Here is an 18,278-nt window from a genome sequence, read left to right as displayed (position 1 = left end):
GAAAAAGGGCTCAGATTATTAATCCAAGCCATAACTTTTTAAATTACGTACTTAGTGGAATAGTGTTGTATAATCAGCAATGAAAAATAGTTCAGAAAACTAAAATTTTTCGGCAGTTGATGTAGATGCTTTAATGAATAACAATATAGGCTGCCCGAAATGGGTAGCCTATATTGTTATTCATGATTTCTTCTGTTTTTCAGGAGGATCCAACCTGAAATTTTGATAGGTTTACCACTTATTCTGTCTTCCCATGAAGCAATATACCAGTATGTTGCTGTGGGTATTACTCTTGCTAAATATGTTCCGTCCCATACCGGTTTTTCTTTTGTGGCCTTGAATATTTGTTGTCCGTATCGGTCGAATATTGTTGCGGAAAAATTTTTGAATTTTGTAATTCCTTCAAAGCTGATTACGTCATTATGTCCGTCACCGTTGGGAGTTATTACATTTGGTAGAAAGAAGGTATAATAGAGTATGACCAAATCACATAATGTTCTTATATTCCTTACTCTGATTGCATATTCTGTATTTCTGTGAATATTGTTGAATATGTTTGAGTCTTGCCATGTTATTCCATCGTCTATAGAATACTCCATGGGAATATTCTCATTATTTTTTACTATAATTGTTAAAGTCTCATTTTGATAAATAATATCGATAATATCCGGTACTTGTGTGTATTCAACGGTTGCAGAGAATACTTTTGAGCATACTCCGTTGCTAATTGTTACACTATAGGTCCCTTCCAGTGTAGGTTTTATTGTTTGTGATGTCTCTCCTGTATTCCAGCTATAGGTATAGTTTGGTCCTGCACCTGCATCTAATAGCCCTTTGTTTCCTTTACATATTAGGATGTCTGATAATGAAGAGACAATGGCCGGAACAACAGTAATTGTAATTGATTTTTCTGTAATACAACCATTTGCACCTACTCCTGTCACGGTATAGGTTGTCGTTGATGTTGGCGAAACGGTCTGAGTATTTCCATTTCCAAGTAATCCATTCCATGTATAGTTTATTGCTCCTGATGCGGTTAGTGTTATGGATTCACCTTTGCATATTGCGGTTGCTGGGGTGGTAAGTAAAACAGGGGTGGTGTTGTATTTTGTATTACCGTTATGGAGCTTTGTTTTACACATCCTGATTGGGTGGCGCTGGTAATAGTTAGGTTATAAACGCCTCCTGCATCAACGACCGGATTTAGAGTATTGGCTCCGGAAATAATATTTCCACCCGCAGTTGCTACCCATAAGAATGTAGCTCCTGTCTGATAAACAGAAGCTGTTGCATCTAATGTAATCTGCTGTACAATACAAGTTATTTGTTGTGATGGAGGAGCTATTTTTACAATGATAGTGGGATCCATATTTACCGTTACGGATTCTTGATACTGACATCCCAATGGTGTGGTTACGGTAACCGTATATAGTCCGGGAGTTGTTACAGTAATTATTTTAGCCGTACTTCCTGTATTCCAATTATAGGTGTTTCCTGTTCCGTTGGCATTTGCTGTTAAGATGGTTGAATCTCCTTCACAGAATATTAATTTTCCTGTAATATGTAGATTAGGATTTGCATCCTGAGCAATTGTAATAGAAACAGGCTGACTTACACAGATTCCGTTATTATATGTTAACGTATAGGTTCCCCCGTTGGTAACGGTAATTGTTTGAGTGGTTTCTCCAGTCGACCACGTATTTCCTGTGGGAAAATTTGAAGTTAAGATTACAGGGATATTATTACAAATAACAGTAGCTGATGGGGTTATTACCGGAACGGGTTTTAGATTAACAGTTAATTGTAATTCTGCGATTTTAAAACATCCTTCTTGAGATTCTACTCTTACATAGATGCTTGTACTTGCTGAATTGTGTGCAGCAGGATTTGCAATGGTATTTGTATTTCCGGCGATGGCATCTGTCTGATTGATATAATAGTCAAAGCTTATTCCCGATGTTGTGCTGATGTTAACTTGCGCTGTAGTCAGGTCAAAAGTTGCCGTTGTTGAATCCGAACATAGGCTTAAGCTTGTATTGTGTATGACAGGATTAGGGTTTACCGTTAATTTCAGTTCAGCTATTTTAAAACATGCTTGTTGGGATTGTACTTTTACATAGATGGTTGTACTTGCTGAATTGTGTGTGGTAGGATTTGCAATCGTATTTGTATTTCCTGCGATGGCATCTGCCTGATTGATATAATAAGTAAAGCTTACTCCCGGTGTTGTACTGATGTTAATTTGCGCTGTAGTCAGGTTAAAAGTTGCTGTATTTGAATCCGAACATAGGCTTAAGCTTGCATTTTGTACGGTAGGGTTAGGATTAACAGTCAGCTGTAGCTCTGCAATTTTAAAACATGCTTGTTGAGATTGTACTCTTACATAAATGGTTGTACTTGCTGAATCGTATGCGGCAGGACTTGCAATAGTATTTGTATTTCCAGCGATGGCATCAGCTTGAGTTAGATAATATTTAAAAGTTACTCCGGGTGTTGTAGATATATTGTTTTGTGCCGAAGTAAGATCAAAAATTGCCGTTGTTGAATCTGAACACAAGGTTAAGCTTGCATTGTGTACGAGAGGATTAGTATTTACTTTTAATTGTAGTTCAGCAATACTAAAGCATCCTTGTGCGGATGCTACCCTTGCATATATTGTAGTATTTCCAGAAGTATAAGCTGTAGTACTTACAATGGTATTAGTATTCCCTGCGATAGCATCGGCCTGATTGATATAATAGGTAAAGGTTACTCCCGGCGTTGTTGATATATCCGCTTGGGCTGAAGTAAAATCAAAAGTAGCTGATGTAAAATCCGAACATAAGCTTAAACTTGTATTTTGAACTTCGGGGCACCCCGTTACAATTAAGCATTGAGAAACAATACCTGAAGCATCTAAGCTTACTCCTGAAGGAATCGTAATATTGGAAGAACTGTTGGTAAATGGAGATGGATTACCTGTACAAGAAGCGTTAATATGTCCTAAAACATTGGTGACATCTACTGATATTGTAGCACTTTGTCCAGGGTTAAGCTGAAGCCCTGAGACGGTTACTGCTCCTGAACCTGCAACAGCAGTAATAGTGCCTCCTGTTCCACCTGTAATAGAGGAATTCGGTATTGCTCCAACTCTTATACTACTTGGCAGGTTATCTGTAAAAGTAATGGACTGAACAATGGCATCAGCTTCAGTATTGGTTATAGTCCATGTATAGGTTGCTGTCCCACCATCATTAATGATGTAGGGTGATAGTATTTTTGTGAGTTTAGGTGCTGTAGCCAAATCTACCGAAATAAAGTAAGATCCACTAACTAACGCATCTCCACCCGTACTTAATTGTTGAAAAACAATATCAACCGGTGTTGCAGAAGGAGATAATATTCCTGTTGCATCAAAGATATCTGCATCAAAATCATACGCTTCTGCCACACCATACAAATGCCCGGCACTGATAGGATTACGCGCGATATAATTCCCCGATATCGCAGGCCCTCCATCCGAAGAGATATTATTGTTGGCAGTCCAGGCAATAGAACTGTTTAATGCATCAGTTGTAGATCCCGTCATGGGATCTTTAAGGTTTGTTAAAGTCGTTCCAACTTTTCCAAACTTTAATAAGTCTGAATATCCTCTGTCACCATAGGTCCCCGTAATTCCTACAACCGCTTTTACACTACCTGAAGCGGGAATCTTTAATCCTGAAATTTGGGTATTTACAACTGCGGGAGGAAAAGCTTTCCAGTCATCAGCTATAGCAATTTGCCTAAATTTAGAATTAGCATTTTTATAAACAACAATAATGGACCATCCTCCCATTGATGAAGGAACTGGAGTTGGGTTAGCAAGAAAATATCTTCCTGCCGGACCTCCCCCGGTGTACTAATATAACCGTTAGATGGTATCATTGAAGTGATATCCCATATCATTTGAGTATAATTAGATACACTTCTATTCGCAATACTTGTTCCTGGTGTTAAAGTAGTGTATGATGCGGCTCCAGGAACTTTTAGCCTTACTGAAGTAAAATTGGCAGGCGAATTTTTTTCTATTGATAAAATAGCTTTCACTATAGTTGAACCTGCTGGCAGAATCAAATCTCCTGAAGTAGACCAAGTCGTGGAAGCATCGCCATCGATATCCGGTATCAATCTTACGGTTGGACTTGATGCTACACTGTAATACCATGAATTACCAATGAGAGAAACTCCCCCTTGTATGGTTTGGTTATAACGGGTATTTGTTTGGGCTCTATATCCTTGAGAGAAAATTAGTAGAAGGAACCAAAGATAGGCAATAGTTTGAAAGTTGTATTTTATAGAATAAGAACTTTTTGCTTCTTTTCTATTAAGTATAAATTTTATCATCGCTTATAGTGTAATTTTATATAATACCCTCTATTAGAATGAGTAATATTAAAAAACACAAAAGTAAAATTTTTGTAAAAAATAAATCTGTGATATATAATACATATGAACTGTCTGCTTGTGTAACTATTTGATAATTAAAAAGATGTATCTTTACTAAAACGGTGGTTTGATTGTTTTTAAGTAAAAATAAATATAATTGTGTAGTAAAATATGATGAAATAGAACTGGTTATTTTCTTTAAGAGCCTGTTTAAATTCTGTTCAATAATATTTTATTGCAGATAATTCAATCACGTTTTCAGTGCCTAAAAACATAATATTTAGATACATTTGATTGTTATGTTCTTTTTATGTGTAATTCAGTATTTCTATAATTACTTCAGTGAATAGATAATATTTATTTTAAAATTATCATATTTTGTGCTTGTATGTAAAATAATATAAAATCTCTATGTAAATTAGAAGTATTGTTTAACCAAACTATCACAAATAACCATGAATAAAATTGCGATAACATTAGTTCCTATTTGTTTTGTCTTTTTTAATACTATAGATGCAAAAAATAGAAAAATTGACAGTATAAGTAAATTAATTCAACTAAATTATCAAACAGGAGTTATAAATCAAGATGTTTCTCTTCGAAATATTACCCGCCTGTATTATATATCTCGTGAAGCCGGGTCGTATATAGGTCAGATTAATTCAATTTTTGAAGAATCCAGAATTTATTATTTTAATGGAAATAATGAGGCGTCTTTAGCTAAAGTAAATGAGGGAATGAATTTGGCTAAAGCAAATAACGACAAGAATATGTTATGTAGATTTTTGTTATTATATCAATGTATTTTATTGCAATTAAAGAATACTATTATTCCAGAGCAAATTTTAAAAAAAGCTGAGGAATATAATATTTCTGTGACTTCAAAGATAGATAAGGAAATTAATCATATATACATTCTTTTAGGTAAGGCTGATTTAATTGAAGCTAGTGAAAATTCAGAGCATAAATTAAATGAAATTATAGCATTTAAAAAAAATGCTTATTCTAAGATATTACAAATAAATGATACACATAGGTTAAAAAAAATAACAGTAATTTATACTTTAGAGTCACTCGCTTTTACTCTTTCTTACTTTGGAAGGTTAGAAGACGCAAGTCATTATGTATCTGAAATTGATAGGCTTCTTACATCATTTCCTGATGAATCATTAATAATTCAAAGTTTAATAATAAAAGCAAGCATTGCCTCTAATTCAAAAAAGTATAAAGAAGCAATTTATTATCTCAATGAGGGTATTATAAAAGCAAAAGGCAATCCTTATAAACTTTATGAGATGTACGGTCTTCTCTCTGCTTCGTATGAGGAATTAAAAGATTTTGAAAGTGCCATTATTTTTTCCAAAAAGAGTAATCATTGTCGTGATAGTATCAGTCTAGAACAGAAGAAAGTAGAAAATATACGACTGATTAATACTATTAATATAAATGCAATGGAGGAAAATAAAAAAGTGAAACTTCAAAACATACCTTTAACTATTATTATTTGTATAATTGCTTTTGGTAGCTTATTCTATTTACTATTTTATTATAAGAAGTATTTAAGAGAAGATAAATTACAAACTATTCTAGAAGAGTTACCTATACAAGAAATTAATAGTAATTGTGAACTTCTTCAAGAAAATTTAGATATGCGCAATATTAAAGCGAGTATGTTATATGATGATTCTGTTATTACAAAAAAATTAGTTGCTTTGGCTAAAGAAAATGTTAACAGCTTTTATATTGAATTTCAGAGAGCATATCCTGATTTTTACAGATCCCTTAAAGATCAATATCCAGATCTTAATATAGCTGATTTAAACTTTTGTTCACTCTTGAAAATGAATTTTAGGATTAAAGAGATTGCTCAATATACGAATTGTAGTACTCGTGCTGCCGAAGCAAGAAGATACAGAATCAATAGAAAAATTAGCCTTAAAAATCAGGATGAGTTATATATTGTATTGTCTATGACAAATTAGCGTTTAAAATTTTGTCATGCATACATTCAACAATTCACTTTATATAGAAATAAACTACTTTAATGTATACAAAAAGTCACATTTGTCTACATTGTTAAAATCAATAAAAATCTTATGTCTAAATTTTACTATACACTAACTTAGTATATATACTAAGTTCCTTTTCTTTCATCATTTTTTGAGATTATATAATATTTTTTGCACTATACTAATTGAAATCATCAATTATATCTGATTCATTACATCTTAATTTTTGACTTATTTCTGTCAATAAAAGACCTTCATTAATCAGTTTTTTTATTATTTGAAAAGTATAATAATTTGGTTTTAATCTTTAACATTATACTTTAAAAATTAAATTTATTTACGGGAACCTCATTAGATAAATTATTAAAAGAACCTTTTATTAGTTTGATAATGACAGAAGGCTTTACTAAAGTTATGAATTACTAATGGAAAATTCCGAGAACATGGTCACATTATCTGCTATAAAAATATTATTGAATAATATTTAAACAGGCTCTTGAAAAATAATATTTTTCTTGCAATTTTGTCATTATACGAATTTTCTACATAAATACGATCTTCTACAGTTCTATAAATCCTCCTTTTTTACGAAAAAAAACTCATGAGAAACAACATATATCAATCATGTAATCTTGAAATAGCTCACAAATCATCACATAATATACCAAATCATTACAATATATCACAACAGCATTCATAAAATTGTTTTTTCAATAAAGCCATTGGGATTTAATGTTAGCAAGTAATATCTTTACTATAGCATTAACCCAATAAAATTTTTATTATGAAAAATTTAAAAAAGTCAAACAAATCCGAAACTAAAAATTTCAAGCAACTTAAAGATAATCAGTTGAAAAAGATTGTAGGTGGAGGATTGACGACAGTAGTATCTATAACTAGCTTTGAAGCATTTAGAATAGAGCTTGAAGGAAAACCAATTATAGGTGATTATCGTCCACATGATGGGGGGATATTACAGTTGTAGGTGAGTTGCCGTCTGTCTAAGGTACTATTTTATGCCCTAATTGAAGGATTCCAGTCTGTTGTATTCAGGAAAGACATCTCCTAAACATGAATTATGGCAATAACCCATATATATCGTTTCAAATCAGACGATTTATATGGGTTTTTTCATTTTGCTTGAGGAGTGGCCATATTAAGAACACATTAGTAGCATATGACCTTTCAAAATTATTAATTATTATTTTTTGTTCGACATTTTTTTAATTTCTTCATCAGTATGATTGTCAAGAACTTTAGCATACCTATAAAATGTTGCCCTTGTTAGTTCAAGTGGCTTATAAATTTCTTCTGGAGTTTTGGTTGGATCTTTATAAATAATACGCATAATCAAAAGTTTCGAGATTGTTTCCTTCGCATACCCCTTTGGTCTACCTCCAGTCCGTCCTCTAGCTCTTGCAAATTGTAATCCGGCATTGGTTCTTTCTCTTATTAATTCTCGTTCATATTCAGCTAAAGAAGCCATCAAATTTAAAAATAGTCGACCATTAATCGTAGAAGTATCTACACCATCAACAAGACCTTTTATAATGATACCTTTCTCATTTACACTTAAAACTAAATCAATAATGTGTTTTAGACTTCTTCCTAATCGATCAAGTCGCCAAACATAAAGTTCATCACCTTCTCTGAACTGTTCAATCATTTTATCAAGTTCGGGACGATTTTTTGTTTCGCCAGAAATTTTCTCTTGATAAATTTTCTCGCAACCTACTTTTTCTAAAGCTTCAATTTGCAAATCCAAATTTTGGTCTTTGGTCGAAACCCTTGCATATCCAATTTTCATATTTTGTTACATTAAACTCATACTCCGTAAATTTATGAAACTTTGTTTAATGATACGAGATTTTGAGAAAGCGAATTTTAAAAAAAAATTTGAAATCCATATTTTAAAAAATCTCAAAATACCACCGTTTTCTATATGAGCTTTTATAAATCTAGTTCAGTGAAAAATAAAAATTTAGAAGATGATTTTATAAAAATATTTAATCTTAAAGAGTTTTCTGATGATCAATGGAATGTTTTTTTTAAGAAATATAATTAAGATAATCTTTACCACGCCATAGGTCGATATTTACTCTTACATTAATCTGAAGGTAGGGTAGTTTTTCCTCTACAGAGATTTGATATCTAATGATAAAAGAAGCGATGTTTTTTTAATAGTATAGAAATTAATTGCTGATTCTGAAAGTAGAAGGTGCAGATGAAAAATATTAACTAAGCTGATAATTAGAAATCACTAATCCCAACATAAAATGAACATAATCCTGGTCAGCAGTTTTTCTGTTAATCAGTTTGTTTTTGTAATCATAAGAATTGATAACATTAATTAATTTTTGATAGGTATCAAATTCATCGTTTTTAATCTTTATCCTTAAATGTCCATTTCTTGTGGTTATGATATCATTATTCAGTGTTCTAACCTTAAATAAAATGTGACTAAGTTTTTGATTAAATCGCATTTTCCCTGTATATCTTTCAACAATATTCACTTTGAATGCATCAAAAATGATAGTATTAAAAACAATATTAGAGCCTTGTTTCTGGGTATTGAGTTCAAGGGTATAATTCATCAATTTATTTTTTGCAAATTTAGGAAGAAGCTAAAAGAATTCAAAATAAATAAAGCCCAGATTTATCACATGAGTTTGTACCCCAAAATTTGGCTTTAGGTATACCCATATTGAGTCTTGTAAATGGCAGGATGGACACTCGGAGGATATTTTGTATTATTTTTTAGATCTGATCTAACTTCATATTTTTAAGGTTGTATTTATCCGAAACTTTACAAAATTGTTAATTCTGTTCTTATCATTATAAAATCTTGATATAATATTAAATAACATTCATTTGTATAATAAAAGATGGGAGTTCTACTGTTTTCTATATTAACCGTGACATTCACTGTCAAGTAAAGCCATTGCCTGCTATCTGTTTTCAATAGGTACTATTGGTTTATAATTTATAGCCTCATTATATGAAGCTATGGAAAAAAACAAAACTCATGACACAGAGGCTATACAGAAAGTAGGGGATACTTTACTCGTATTACATCATAAGAATAATACAATTGGACTTGTTAATGGCGTAGATTCTCAAGGTCAGTTAAAGGAAGTATTGACTCAACATAAAGGTTATGGTGAAGTTCTTCATATTGAAGCTAATGATGAGTCGTTTGCTAAATTCTTTTCGGATTTCTATAATCAGCTGAAAAACCCATCTGATTTTTCTTTTTTTAAAGTAACGGAATATGATGCTGTTGAAACTGCTAAGGAGCTGCAGGCTTATGTTACGAATGCATCAAACGATGAAAAGGAAGGACTTAAAGAATATGAGGTATCAATAGATGCGGTAAAAGACCGAACTGTTCAGTCTGTTGCTCAATCTTTTGATTCTAATAAAATCGGACCTCCTTATCGGTATCAGATTGAGCAGATTAATTGGGGGATTATGGAAAAGTTTGGACTGAATCAGGAAAAGCTTGAAAAACTGAATGCACTGGAGCCTTTACTCAAAGGATATAAAACGCCTCATCTCATTCCTGTTAAGATTAATTTTGGTAAAGCAGTTACTATAATGGATGCAAGGCTTTCACTTCAATGTAATGATGTTGGAGAAGTGGAACCCTGTATTCATGGAATCCGTAAAGTGCCTGATCTTAATAATGCATTCTTTGGACATATATTTACGGTAGAAGATAAAAAGAAACTTTTTGAAACAGGAAATATGGGGAGGATTGTTAATTTGGTTAATCCTAAGACAGATGAGGTGATTCCTTCGGTGATTAGCAGAGATCGGCTAACTAATGAACTGGTGGCTTGGAGATCGGGATCTATTAAAGTTCCGTTGGTAATTTGTGGGGTGACTTTGAATGAAGTACAAAAGAAAACCCTTAAAGAAGGGAAAGTTTTGTTTATTGAAAATATGTTGTCTAAGAAGGGAACTTTGTTTAATTCGAATGTACAGTTTAATGCAGATAAAGGGTATGTAGAGTTTTTATTTAAGAAGAATATTAAGAGTCTGAGGTTTGGAGATTTAGGGATTAGAGGGAAGGTTGAAGTTCCGACTGTATTTAGAGGGAGTAGGCTTCGTTTGTGGCAGATGGATAGATTAAAGGCAGGGGAGACGGCGTATGTTGATGGATTGGTTGATGGGAACGGGAAGAAGTATCAGGGGTACTTGAGGTTTGATAAGGTGAAGGGGAGGTTGGATTTTTCGTTTAGGAATGAGGAGAAGGAAAAGATTAGTAAGAGTGATGTTCCCTCGAAAGGAAGGAAACTTTGATGTTATATAGACCGTGTGGTTTTTATATGTTTTTTCTTAGATGTATTTTTATTATAAATAAAAAATGGAGATGAGGATTCCCGTAAATACTGTGTTGTTTTTATGTTCATTTTTACAGGGTTAACATGAAAAAATATTTATGTCAAAAACAGCAGCTTTTTACAGTATTAAGCAAAATGTACATCACAACGACACGAAATGTACAGAGGGTAATAACATCGAAACAGTAAACAAACGCAGTGGAACAGGTGGTAAACCTCTGTGTTCACACTGTGCGAGACTTTAATGTTTTTTTAAATGCTAGGCTCATCGATAGATGAGCCTTTCTTGTTTATTAATAAATTCTGACATTTCTAAAATAGTAATTATAAAAACTTTTGCAATATCTGCTGAAAAATTTTTAACTTTCATTTTATAAATATTAATTAAATTAGAAGTAAATCCTGTCTAAAAGAGCTCAGATAAGTTACCCTCACGCTTTCTTTTTTAAATAAGTATAATAATTTTCTTCATAGAGGGTAGAAGTACTTAAATCAATTTACGTTCAATCGAATTACGGTAAGCCGTAAGGAAATCATCATTTCACATAGTACTTTTGCAAACTAAAAAATCAAAAACCATGAAAAAAATTATCTTATCAATAACCTTTATTTTTTCAATGATAAGTGCCGATGCACAAGTTAAGCTTTACAATGCTGATCTACCATATTTCAACAAATCCAATTTAGTTAAACTAGCTAAAACGGTTAAAAATGTAAATAATTTCACTAAACGGATAAACAACATTACTGAATATAATGAAAAAGGTCAATTGCATGGAATTAGCATCCAATATCGAAGCGACGCAAGTGTTGAACTTATTAGATATTACCACAATAATAAATTGGTATATATGGCACAACCTTTTATGAATGGAGATATAATACAAAAAGTCCTTAATTATAGTGATGATGGTAGCTTCAATGGCGTACAAGCCTATACATACTTAAATGCTGATAATAAATGGACGAAAATAAAATTAGTGTATAGTGATGGGCGGTTAACAAGCATTGATGATAAACTTAAATTTCCTAAGTATACTGTAAATTTTAAGGATGGTAGATTAGACGGTGAATTCTATTTCTATGACAATGCAAATTGTAATTATTACGGTTCAGCAAAGAATGGTAAGATTAAAAATATAATGAAACTTGATATACGTGAAGATTTATTTTTTAAAAATACCTTTTACACGATTAATGATAAGTCAATAAAAAGCACATTTTTTGTTCCTTATAATAAGCCAATTGAAGATAATATTGAAATCTTCGAAATCCCTGTAATTGTTGAAAATAAAAATGTACACTTAGATAATGATAAACAAGGAATTGTCTTTAAAGAAGGTCATGATTGGATGAATATACTTACATCACCAGAATCTTACAATAGTGGGGAAGATGAAATAGATTGGTCACAAGCATCAGTTGGTTTACCAAGTCCTTACAAAATACAGCAGGCACAACATTAAAACAAAGAGCCCACGCAAATTTGCCAGGGTTCTTTATTTGTTTCGGTTAATAGTAATATTTTTGAAGGAAATAAAATACCATGTTAAAACTTGATACCAAAGAATGTGAAATAGTAATAATGCTAAATTCCTTTAATCATAAAAAATACACATCAAGAACACCCTTATACTTTGACAAAAATTAAATAACATCATATAATACAGGTTTTGAATTGGGTAAAGTTGAATTTATTTCTGAATTTATTTTTGTATTGGGTATTACTTTGGTAAAAATAGTTCCATTGGAAACAAGACCAAACAAGGGTGTTTTTATCTTTAAAAACTGATCTTGTGTATTGGACATGTTGATTATTCATTTTATGGGCTCCACTACCTACATAAGTCTCGTCAGCCTGTGTATCGCTGTCAAAAACTACAATATGATCCTTATTAAATTTATATCTAATTCGATTTAGCAGAAATAAAGCTGATTTCTGAGTGATAAGGAGGTCTTTGTGCAGCTGTCGATATTAATTCCCTTTTTATGTGAATGTGTATAAATATCTGAAAGTTAAAGTTTTAAATAAATATGTTATGATTAAACGATAATCTATTTGATTTATATGGGGCTTTTATAGAGGAGATGCTATGTTAGTTTACTATAAGTTTGTAAGAAGTCAATATTTTTATTTTACATAGACCAAGACAATTGAAACTATTGATGAAATCGAATTCAAAATATTAAATGTGTTTACAATTAAATTATAACATTTTCCTCAACGGTGCAATTATTTGAAACATGTAGAGAAGTTCCGCAGTTAAGTAGTGACAAAATTTAAATTGACATAGACATAAGCATACTAGATAGGGATAAAAATATAGTATATAAAGGTATAAAAAGAAGCCATCTCACTATTTGTAAAATGGCCTTTGGATTTACCTTCACATTCTAATTATAGAATCGTACAAAACACTTTATGAATCTTGACAAAACCATGTAAAATCTGTTTTTATTGGACCAACATCTACATGTCCCTGAATGTTTACAGGTGCCGAACCATTAATGATTGTTTGATAATCAAGGTTATTCCAACTTTGATGCATGCAATCATAATTATAAGTGTTAAGAAAAAATGAAGTTTGTACACCAGCTGAGATACTTTTCATTTCGTTTCTGCTAATTTTTTTAAAATTTTTCATAACGTTTGTATTTATTGATTAATACTTTGCTAAATTTATAGACTTTTAGATTATCTTCAACACATTTAATTATCATTGTGATATTTTGTGTATTTCTATTGTAATCTGTGATGGTATGGTGTATTTTGGAGTGCTAGAATTGATATTTACATCCAAATTTACAAATTCTATCATATGAAAATTAGTATAAACTGTCAAAAAAGTAAGGTATATAATTATAAAAAACACATATATGAAAGCACTAAAAATTTTTAGCATAATTGTATTGTCAATTATTTTTATCAAGCTAAGAAATAATGTGATAAGACCAGAAAATAATTTAAAGAAAACAGGACAAGTTGTTCAGCAATGTTTTGATTGATATTATAAAGAAATTGAAAAATAAGAAATAATCTTAAAGAGAGTTAAGATTATATTTCTTTATAAAGAGTATTTAATCTGATTTTCCCGCTTATTGTATCATCTATTTCTTTTTAGTAATATTTTTTACTAATTGAAAAAAATCATCAATCTCTATTTTAAAATAATCAGATATTAAATCCAAATTTTCTAAAATGGTATTGGGTAGTATTTCTTCTCTTGCACTATTCCAAGATTTATTATATTTTTCCGAAATATCATTATTCAAGTATTGTTGAGTCATAGGTCTTCCATCAATTAAAATTTTTGTTCTTATCAATCTGAAAAAGGAAACAAAGCGTCAGGAACAAGAGCCAGGAAATCAATAAGCTCTTCAAGAACTTCAGAAAATTTTCTGTTGAAGAATCAAAGAAATAAAAATGTAGAAGAGTAAGGTTCTGCATTCAATGCAGGTTCTGTAACAACTATAATTAATAATATAAAAAAACCGAAAGTAAAAAAAACCTAAATACAGTGGGTACTTTAATTAGGGATATTTATGCCTTTAACATTTTCAAATTCTTTAAAGAATTTTTCTAATGAATAACACTCGTATCTAAGTATATTATAAATTGTTGACATTGGTATATTATAACCTTCTGGTAGTTTCAACTTCGAAATTGTAGAAGATGTTATTCCACAAAGTTTAGCATATTCATTTTGTGAAATAATTTCATCGTGTTGATTACGATATTCACGTAGAAATTTACTTTCAATAAAATTGCATAAATGTTTATTAACAAGCGCATTTTTTCTATTTAAAACTTCTTTATCCTGCATTTTTAATAAAATCTTTATCAAAAGAAAAGATTAAAATGAAAAATTCCGTTCGCTAAAGCAAATGATAAGGGTATTTTTCTTATATTTGTAAAATAGGTTACAATAAATGTAACTTTGCGATACTTCAACAAAATATTAGAAGCTATTCGCTTAGAATCTCGGATTGAAAACTGGTAATTTTTAGACAACGAGAGGATAAGCAAGATGCTCACGACCTAGGCGTGGGCTCTCTTATCGTTGTCAGGTATACCAGTACCCCAATCCGGTAAGTAGAGTCCCACGCCGTTTTATTTCCAATGCAGTCCGCTATCTCTACTTCCTAAGCCCGCTTTACAAAATATAGTATCAAACGACACGATACAATGGGCCTGTACAATCCATTGCGGCTTTAATAAGCTTTCACGGGAACATAAATTTCATTCATATTAATTAGGCTTTCCGGTGCCTTTTGATTACTGTTTAAAGATTTTATATGTCTTTTTTCAGGACAAAGGGTACCAAAGGAAAGTATTGTTTTCAAATACATGAATTCTGGAGTGATAATATAAAAAATGGAATAGAATCAAAAGTATTTAATAAAAAAAGCCCCTTCCATATAGTTTGAGACCTAGGAAGGAGCCGTAATTATTGAATCGTTTAATTAAAAACATAACAAAACTATGAAAAAATCCTATAATACTATAGGAAGTATTGGCTTTGCTTTTATGTTGACCCTTGTTTGCGGTCACATAAAAGCTCAGACCAAGACCGTTACGGGGAAAGTTACTGCAGGAGATCTGCCTCTTTCGGGAGTTAGTGTATCACAGGAGGGGAGTGATCAGGTCACAGTTACCACTATTCAAGGTATTTACCAGTTGCAAATCAAAGGGAAAAATCCTGTTTTGATTTTTCGGCATCCTGATTATCCGCAGCAAAGGGTTGAGGTGGATGATAGAAGGCTTATTAATGTCTCTTTGTTGGAGAGGATGTCGGGGATTGAGGAAGTGGTTGTGAATGCAGGCTATTATAAGGTTAAGGATAAGGAACGCACGGGGAGTATTGCGAAGGTTTCCGCAAAGGATATCGAGAATCAGCCTGTAACAAATGTGCTTTCTGCGGCGCAGGGAAGGATGGCAGGGGTGAGTATTACGCAAAACTCGGGCGTTCCGGGAGGAGGCTATGATATTCAGATCAGGGGAAGGAATAGTCTTCGAAATAAAAGCAATAGTGATATTGATGGAAATCAACCCCTGTATGTCGTAGACGGTATGCCGATCGGGGGTGAAATGAACTCTCTGTATTCGACACAGATCCTGCCCGGACACAGCATGAACCCGCTCAACAGTATTAATCCACAGGATATTGAAAGCATTGAAATTTTGAAAGATGCAGATGCTACTGCGATTTATGGTTCAAGAGGAGCCAATGGAGTGGTATTGGTAACAACTAAAAAAGGCAAGTCCGGAAAGGTAGGACTTAGTTTTAATACGACCTATGGGCTGAGTCAGGTACTCTCGAAAATGAAAATGCTGAGTACTTCTCAATATTTGGATATGCGGAGACAGGGATATGCGAATGATGGGATAACAAATTATCCTGCTACGGCCTATGATGTCAATGGTGTATGGAATCAGAAAAGAGAGACGGATTGGCAAAAGGAACTGATTGGAAATACCGCCAGTTCTTCTTCCACGCAGCTTTCCTTAACAGGAGGAAATGAAACCACCACTTTCTTACTGAGTGTAGGACATCAGGAGCAGTCTACCGTTTTTGCCAAAGATTTTAAGTATCTCAGCAATACACTATCCAATACAATTTCGCACCGATCTAAAGACAATGCTTTTCAGTTGAAAATATCAAACCTGTTTTCAATGCAGAAAAACAATGTGATTAATGAAGATGTCACCAAGAAATCATTATTTCTATCCCCCAATGCGCCAGCATTATATCATGAGGATGGCAGTTTGAACTGGGAGCATAATACCTTCACGAATCCCATTGCTGCATATAACGGCACATATTCAAACGAAAACAAGCAGTTTTTAACCAATATCAATACCCAATACGAAATCGTAAAAAATATTATTATCAAGCTCAATGGCGGAATCAATTATCAGACACTTGAAGAAAGGGCTCTTCAGCCTAATACTATTTATAATCCATCTTTTGCAACAGGGCAATCCAGTGCCTATTCAAGCGCTTCAAAAAATAATCAGGAACGTTTTTCTTTAATACTGGAGCCCCAACTGGGTTGGCAGTATGCGTATAATAAGCATAAAATAGATGTGCTGGTAGGGGGAACCTTTCAGAGAGAGGTCAATGAGCAGGGTTCTATGGTAGGAATTGGCTTTGAAAGCAATGTTTTTATTGAGAATATTGGTGCGGCGCAAACGAAGATCATCTCTGATCAGTTTCGGACTGAATACAGATATGCCGCTTTTTTTGGAAGAATTAACTATCAGTTTGATCATCGGTATATCCTGAACATTACAGGTCGTAGAGATGGCAGCAGTCGTTTTGGACCCAATAACCGTTTTGCTAATTTCGGAGCGGTGGGAGCAGCGTGGATATTCTCTAAAGAAAAATTCTTAGAAAAAGTAAAATGGCTGAGCTTTGGAAAGCTGCGGGGTAGTATAGGAACGGCAGGAAGTGATAACATTGGTGACTATCAATATTTAGATACCTATACGGTATCTTCTTTGATCTACAATTCTGTTACCGGACTCACGCCATCCCGTCTCTATAATCCTGATTACAGTTGGGAGAAAACGACAAAACTCGAAGCTGCATTGGAATTAGGCTTTCTTAAAAACCGCATCAATGTTACGGGCTCATGGTACAGAAACCGTTCGAGCAATCAGCTCATAGGGGTACAGCTGCCTTCCATGACAGGTTTTGGTTCTGTCCTTGCCAATCTACCTGCCACTGTAGAAAATTCAGGAATAGAGCTTGAACTGAGCGCTTCTCCAATTAAAACGGATCGCTTTAAATGGGAAACCTCTTTTAATCTCAGTTTTCCTAAAAACAAACTCTTGTCTTTTCCTGATCTCGAAGGTTCTACCTATGCCAATCAATATCTGATAGGATATCCTACCACGATTGTAAAATTATATCAGCTGGAAGGAATTGATCCGAAGACGGGATTGTATGTATTTACCGATTTTAATGGGGACGGAAAAATCTCTTCGCCCGATGATAATAAGGTCATTGAAAATATAGGGGTAAAATATTTTGGAGGCTGGAGTCATACTTTGACCTATAAAAACTGGGATCTTTCTGTACTGTTTCAGTTTGTCAGCCAGAGAAACAGAAATTACAACAGCCTGATGCCCACTCCCGGAGGAATGAATAATCAACCCCTTGAGGTATTGGATGTATGGTCCCCTGATCATCCTGGTGGATTCTATATGCCGTACAGCGGAGGTTCTAACGGTTCTAAAAACACAGCACAAAACTATTTTAGAAATAGTACGGCTTCTGTTTCAGATGCCTCATTCATCCGTCTTAAAAATGTACAGCTGAGTTATCGTATTCCTTTACAGAATTCTGCTTTCCGAAATGTGAAGGTCTATTTTCAGGGACAAAACCTTATGACATGGACCCGTTATTTTGGAATGGATCCCGAATTCCTTTCGCTGGGGTATCTGCCCCCTTTAAGAACCTATGCGCTTGGAGTACAGTTTACTCTGTAAAATCATCACAAAAAAGTAAAA

At 33.0% G+C, this 18,278-nt stretch carries 14 protein-coding genes; 6 read left to right on the top strand and 8 right to left on the bottom strand.

All coding sequences use genetic code 11. The features are described 5' to 3' along the window. Positions 1-176: 176 nt before the first annotated feature. The 3 genes from AMQ68_RS05075 to AMQ68_RS05065 are packed head-to-tail and all read right to left on the bottom strand — an operon-like array spanning position 177 to position 4,365. Positions 177-1,142, bottom strand: coding sequence for a T9SS type B sorting domain-containing protein (locus AMQ68_RS05075; protein WP_082383982.1), 966 nt, complete (start codon positions 1,140-1,142; stop codon positions 177-179). After that, on the bottom strand, positions 1,043-3,817 hold the full coding sequence (locus AMQ68_RS05070; protein ID WP_054509503.1) for a hypothetical protein: 2,775 nt from the start codon (positions 3,815-3,817) through the stop codon (positions 1,043-1,045). The genes AMQ68_RS05075 and AMQ68_RS05070 overlap by 100 nt, the downstream gene beginning before the upstream one ends. Continuing rightward, positions 3,751-4,365: a hypothetical protein gene (locus AMQ68_RS05065; protein ID WP_054509502.1), complete on the bottom strand. Its 615-nt coding sequence runs from the start codon at positions 4,363-4,365 to the stop codon at positions 3,751-3,753. The genes AMQ68_RS05070 and AMQ68_RS05065 overlap by 67 nt, the downstream gene beginning before the upstream one ends. A gap of 497 nt (positions 4,366-4,862) precedes the next feature. Between AMQ68_RS05065 and AMQ68_RS05060 the strand changes: the two genes are divergently transcribed. Continuing rightward, positions 4,863-6,389 (top strand): hypothetical protein, encoded by a 1,527-nt coding sequence (locus AMQ68_RS05060; RefSeq protein WP_054509501.1) that lies wholly within the window; start codon positions 4,863-4,865, stop codon positions 6,387-6,389. A gap of 811 nt (positions 6,390-7,200) precedes the next feature. Continuing rightward, positions 7,201-7,401 (top strand): bacteriocin, encoded by a 201-nt coding sequence (locus AMQ68_RS05055; RefSeq protein ID WP_054509500.1) that lies wholly within the window; start codon positions 7,201-7,203, stop codon positions 7,399-7,401. A 216-nt stretch (positions 7,402-7,617) separates the two neighbouring features. Here AMQ68_RS05055 and AMQ68_RS05050 read toward each other — a convergent pair whose 3' ends face one another. Together AMQ68_RS05050 and AMQ68_RS05045 are read right to left on the bottom strand one after the other, a co-directional pair. Beyond that, positions 7,618-8,223: a recombinase family protein gene (locus AMQ68_RS05050; protein ID WP_054509499.1), complete on the bottom strand. Its 606-nt coding sequence runs from the start codon at positions 8,221-8,223 to the stop codon at positions 7,618-7,620. Positions 8,224-8,650: 427 nt separating this feature from the next. Further along, positions 8,651-9,010 carry a hypothetical protein gene (locus tag AMQ68_RS05045; protein WP_054509498.1) on the bottom strand — a complete coding sequence of 120 codons (360 nt, stop codon included), beginning with the start codon at positions 9,008-9,010 and terminating at the stop codon, positions 8,651-8,653. Positions 9,011-9,422: 412 nt separating this feature from the next. On the opposite strand from AMQ68_RS05045, the gene AMQ68_RS05040 reads away from it, so the two are divergent. Both AMQ68_RS05040 and AMQ68_RS05035 read left to right on the top strand, forming a co-directional pair. Further along, a complete protein-coding gene (locus AMQ68_RS05040) occupies positions 9,423-10,721 on the top strand; it encodes a DUF3945 domain-containing protein (RefSeq protein WP_054509497.1) in 1,299 nt (432 codons plus the stop codon). Positions 10,722-11,340: 619 nt separating this feature from the next. Continuing rightward, on the top strand, positions 11,341-12,228 hold the full coding sequence (locus AMQ68_RS05035; RefSeq protein WP_054509496.1) for a hypothetical protein: 888 nt from the start codon (positions 11,341-11,343) through the stop codon (positions 12,226-12,228). A 181-nt stretch (positions 12,229-12,409) separates the two neighbouring features. Here AMQ68_RS05035 and AMQ68_RS25270 read toward each other — a convergent pair whose 3' ends face one another. Together AMQ68_RS25270 and AMQ68_RS05030 are read right to left on the bottom strand one after the other, a co-directional pair. Further along, positions 12,410-12,571, bottom strand: a complete 162-nt coding sequence (locus AMQ68_RS25270; RefSeq protein WP_160317975.1) for a hypothetical protein — start codon at positions 12,569-12,571, stop codon at positions 12,410-12,412. Positions 12,572-13,182: 611 nt separating this feature from the next. After that, positions 13,183-13,407, bottom strand: coding sequence for a hypothetical protein (locus AMQ68_RS05030; protein WP_054509495.1), 225 nt, complete (start codon positions 13,405-13,407; stop codon positions 13,183-13,185). A 720-nt stretch (positions 13,408-14,127) separates the two neighbouring features. Between AMQ68_RS05030 and AMQ68_RS25910 the strand changes: the two genes are divergently transcribed. Next, positions 14,128-14,184 carry a hypothetical protein gene (locus tag AMQ68_RS25910; RefSeq protein WP_369678620.1) on the top strand — a complete coding sequence of 19 codons (57 nt, stop codon included), beginning with the start codon at positions 14,128-14,130 and terminating at the stop codon, positions 14,182-14,184. A 105-nt stretch (positions 14,185-14,289) separates the two neighbouring features. Here AMQ68_RS25910 and AMQ68_RS05020 read toward each other — a convergent pair whose 3' ends face one another. Continuing rightward, positions 14,290-14,586, bottom strand: a complete 297-nt coding sequence (locus AMQ68_RS05020) for a helix-turn-helix transcriptional regulator (protein WP_054509493.1) — start codon at positions 14,584-14,586, stop codon at positions 14,290-14,292. 659 nt (positions 14,587-15,245) lie between these two features. Between AMQ68_RS05020 and AMQ68_RS05015 the strand changes: the two genes are divergently transcribed. Beyond that, positions 15,246-18,257 carry a SusC/RagA family TonB-linked outer membrane protein gene (locus tag AMQ68_RS05015; RefSeq protein ID WP_054509492.1) on the top strand — a complete coding sequence of 1,004 codons (3,012 nt, stop codon included), beginning with the start codon at positions 15,246-15,248 and terminating at the stop codon, positions 18,255-18,257. Positions 18,258-18,278 lie beyond the last annotated feature (21 nt).

Origin of the sequence: Chryseobacterium sp. ERMR1:04 (assembly GCF_001297705.1) — a bacterium.
Taxonomy (GTDB): Bacteria; Bacteroidota; Bacteroidia; order Flavobacteriales; family Weeksellaceae; genus Chryseobacterium.
Note: the sequence above shows the minus strand (reverse complement) of the source record. Positions and strands in the feature narration are given on the sequence as shown.

Coding starts and splice junctions, on each gene's coding strand:
- AMQ68_RS25270 (WP_160317975.1), bottom strand. CDS start 12,571: ATGTCCAATACACAAGATCAGTTTTTAAAGATAAAAACACCCTTGTTT.
- AMQ68_RS05070 (WP_054509503.1), bottom strand. CDS start 3,817: ATGGGAGGATGGTCCATTATTGTTGTTTATAAAAATGCTAATTCTAAA.
- AMQ68_RS05065 (WP_054509502.1), bottom strand. CDS start 4,365: ATGATAAAATTTATACTTAATAGAAAAGAAGCAAAAAGTTCTTATTCT.
- AMQ68_RS05035 (WP_054509496.1), top strand. CDS start 11,341: ATGAAAAAAATTATCTTATCAATAACCTTTATTTTTTCAATGATAAGT.
- AMQ68_RS05050 (WP_054509499.1), bottom strand. CDS start 8,223: ATGAAAATTGGATATGCAAGGGTTTCGACCAAAGACCAAAATTTGGAT.
- AMQ68_RS05030 (WP_054509495.1), bottom strand. CDS start 13,407: ATGAAAAATTTTAAAAAAATTAGCAGAAACGAAATGAAAAGTATCTCA.
- AMQ68_RS05060 (WP_054509501.1), top strand. CDS start 4,863: ATGAATAAAATTGCGATAACATTAGTTCCTATTTGTTTTGTCTTTTTT.
- AMQ68_RS05040 (WP_054509497.1), top strand. CDS start 9,423: ATGGAAAAAAACAAAACTCATGACACAGAGGCTATACAGAAAGTAGGG.
- AMQ68_RS05045 (WP_054509498.1), bottom strand. CDS start 9,010: ATGAATTATACCCTTGAACTCAATACCCAGAAACAAGGCTCTAATATT.
- AMQ68_RS05075 (WP_082383982.1), bottom strand. CDS start 1,142: ATGTGTAAAACAAAGCTCCATAACGGTAATACAAAATACAACACCACC.
- AMQ68_RS05055 (WP_054509500.1), top strand. CDS start 7,201: ATGAAAAATTTAAAAAAGTCAAACAAATCCGAAACTAAAAATTTCAAG.
- AMQ68_RS05015 (WP_054509492.1), top strand. CDS start 15,246: ATGAAAAAATCCTATAATACTATAGGAAGTATTGGCTTTGCTTTTATG.
- AMQ68_RS05020 (WP_054509493.1), bottom strand. CDS start 14,586: ATGCAGGATAAAGAAGTTTTAAATAGAAAAAATGCGCTTGTTAATAAA.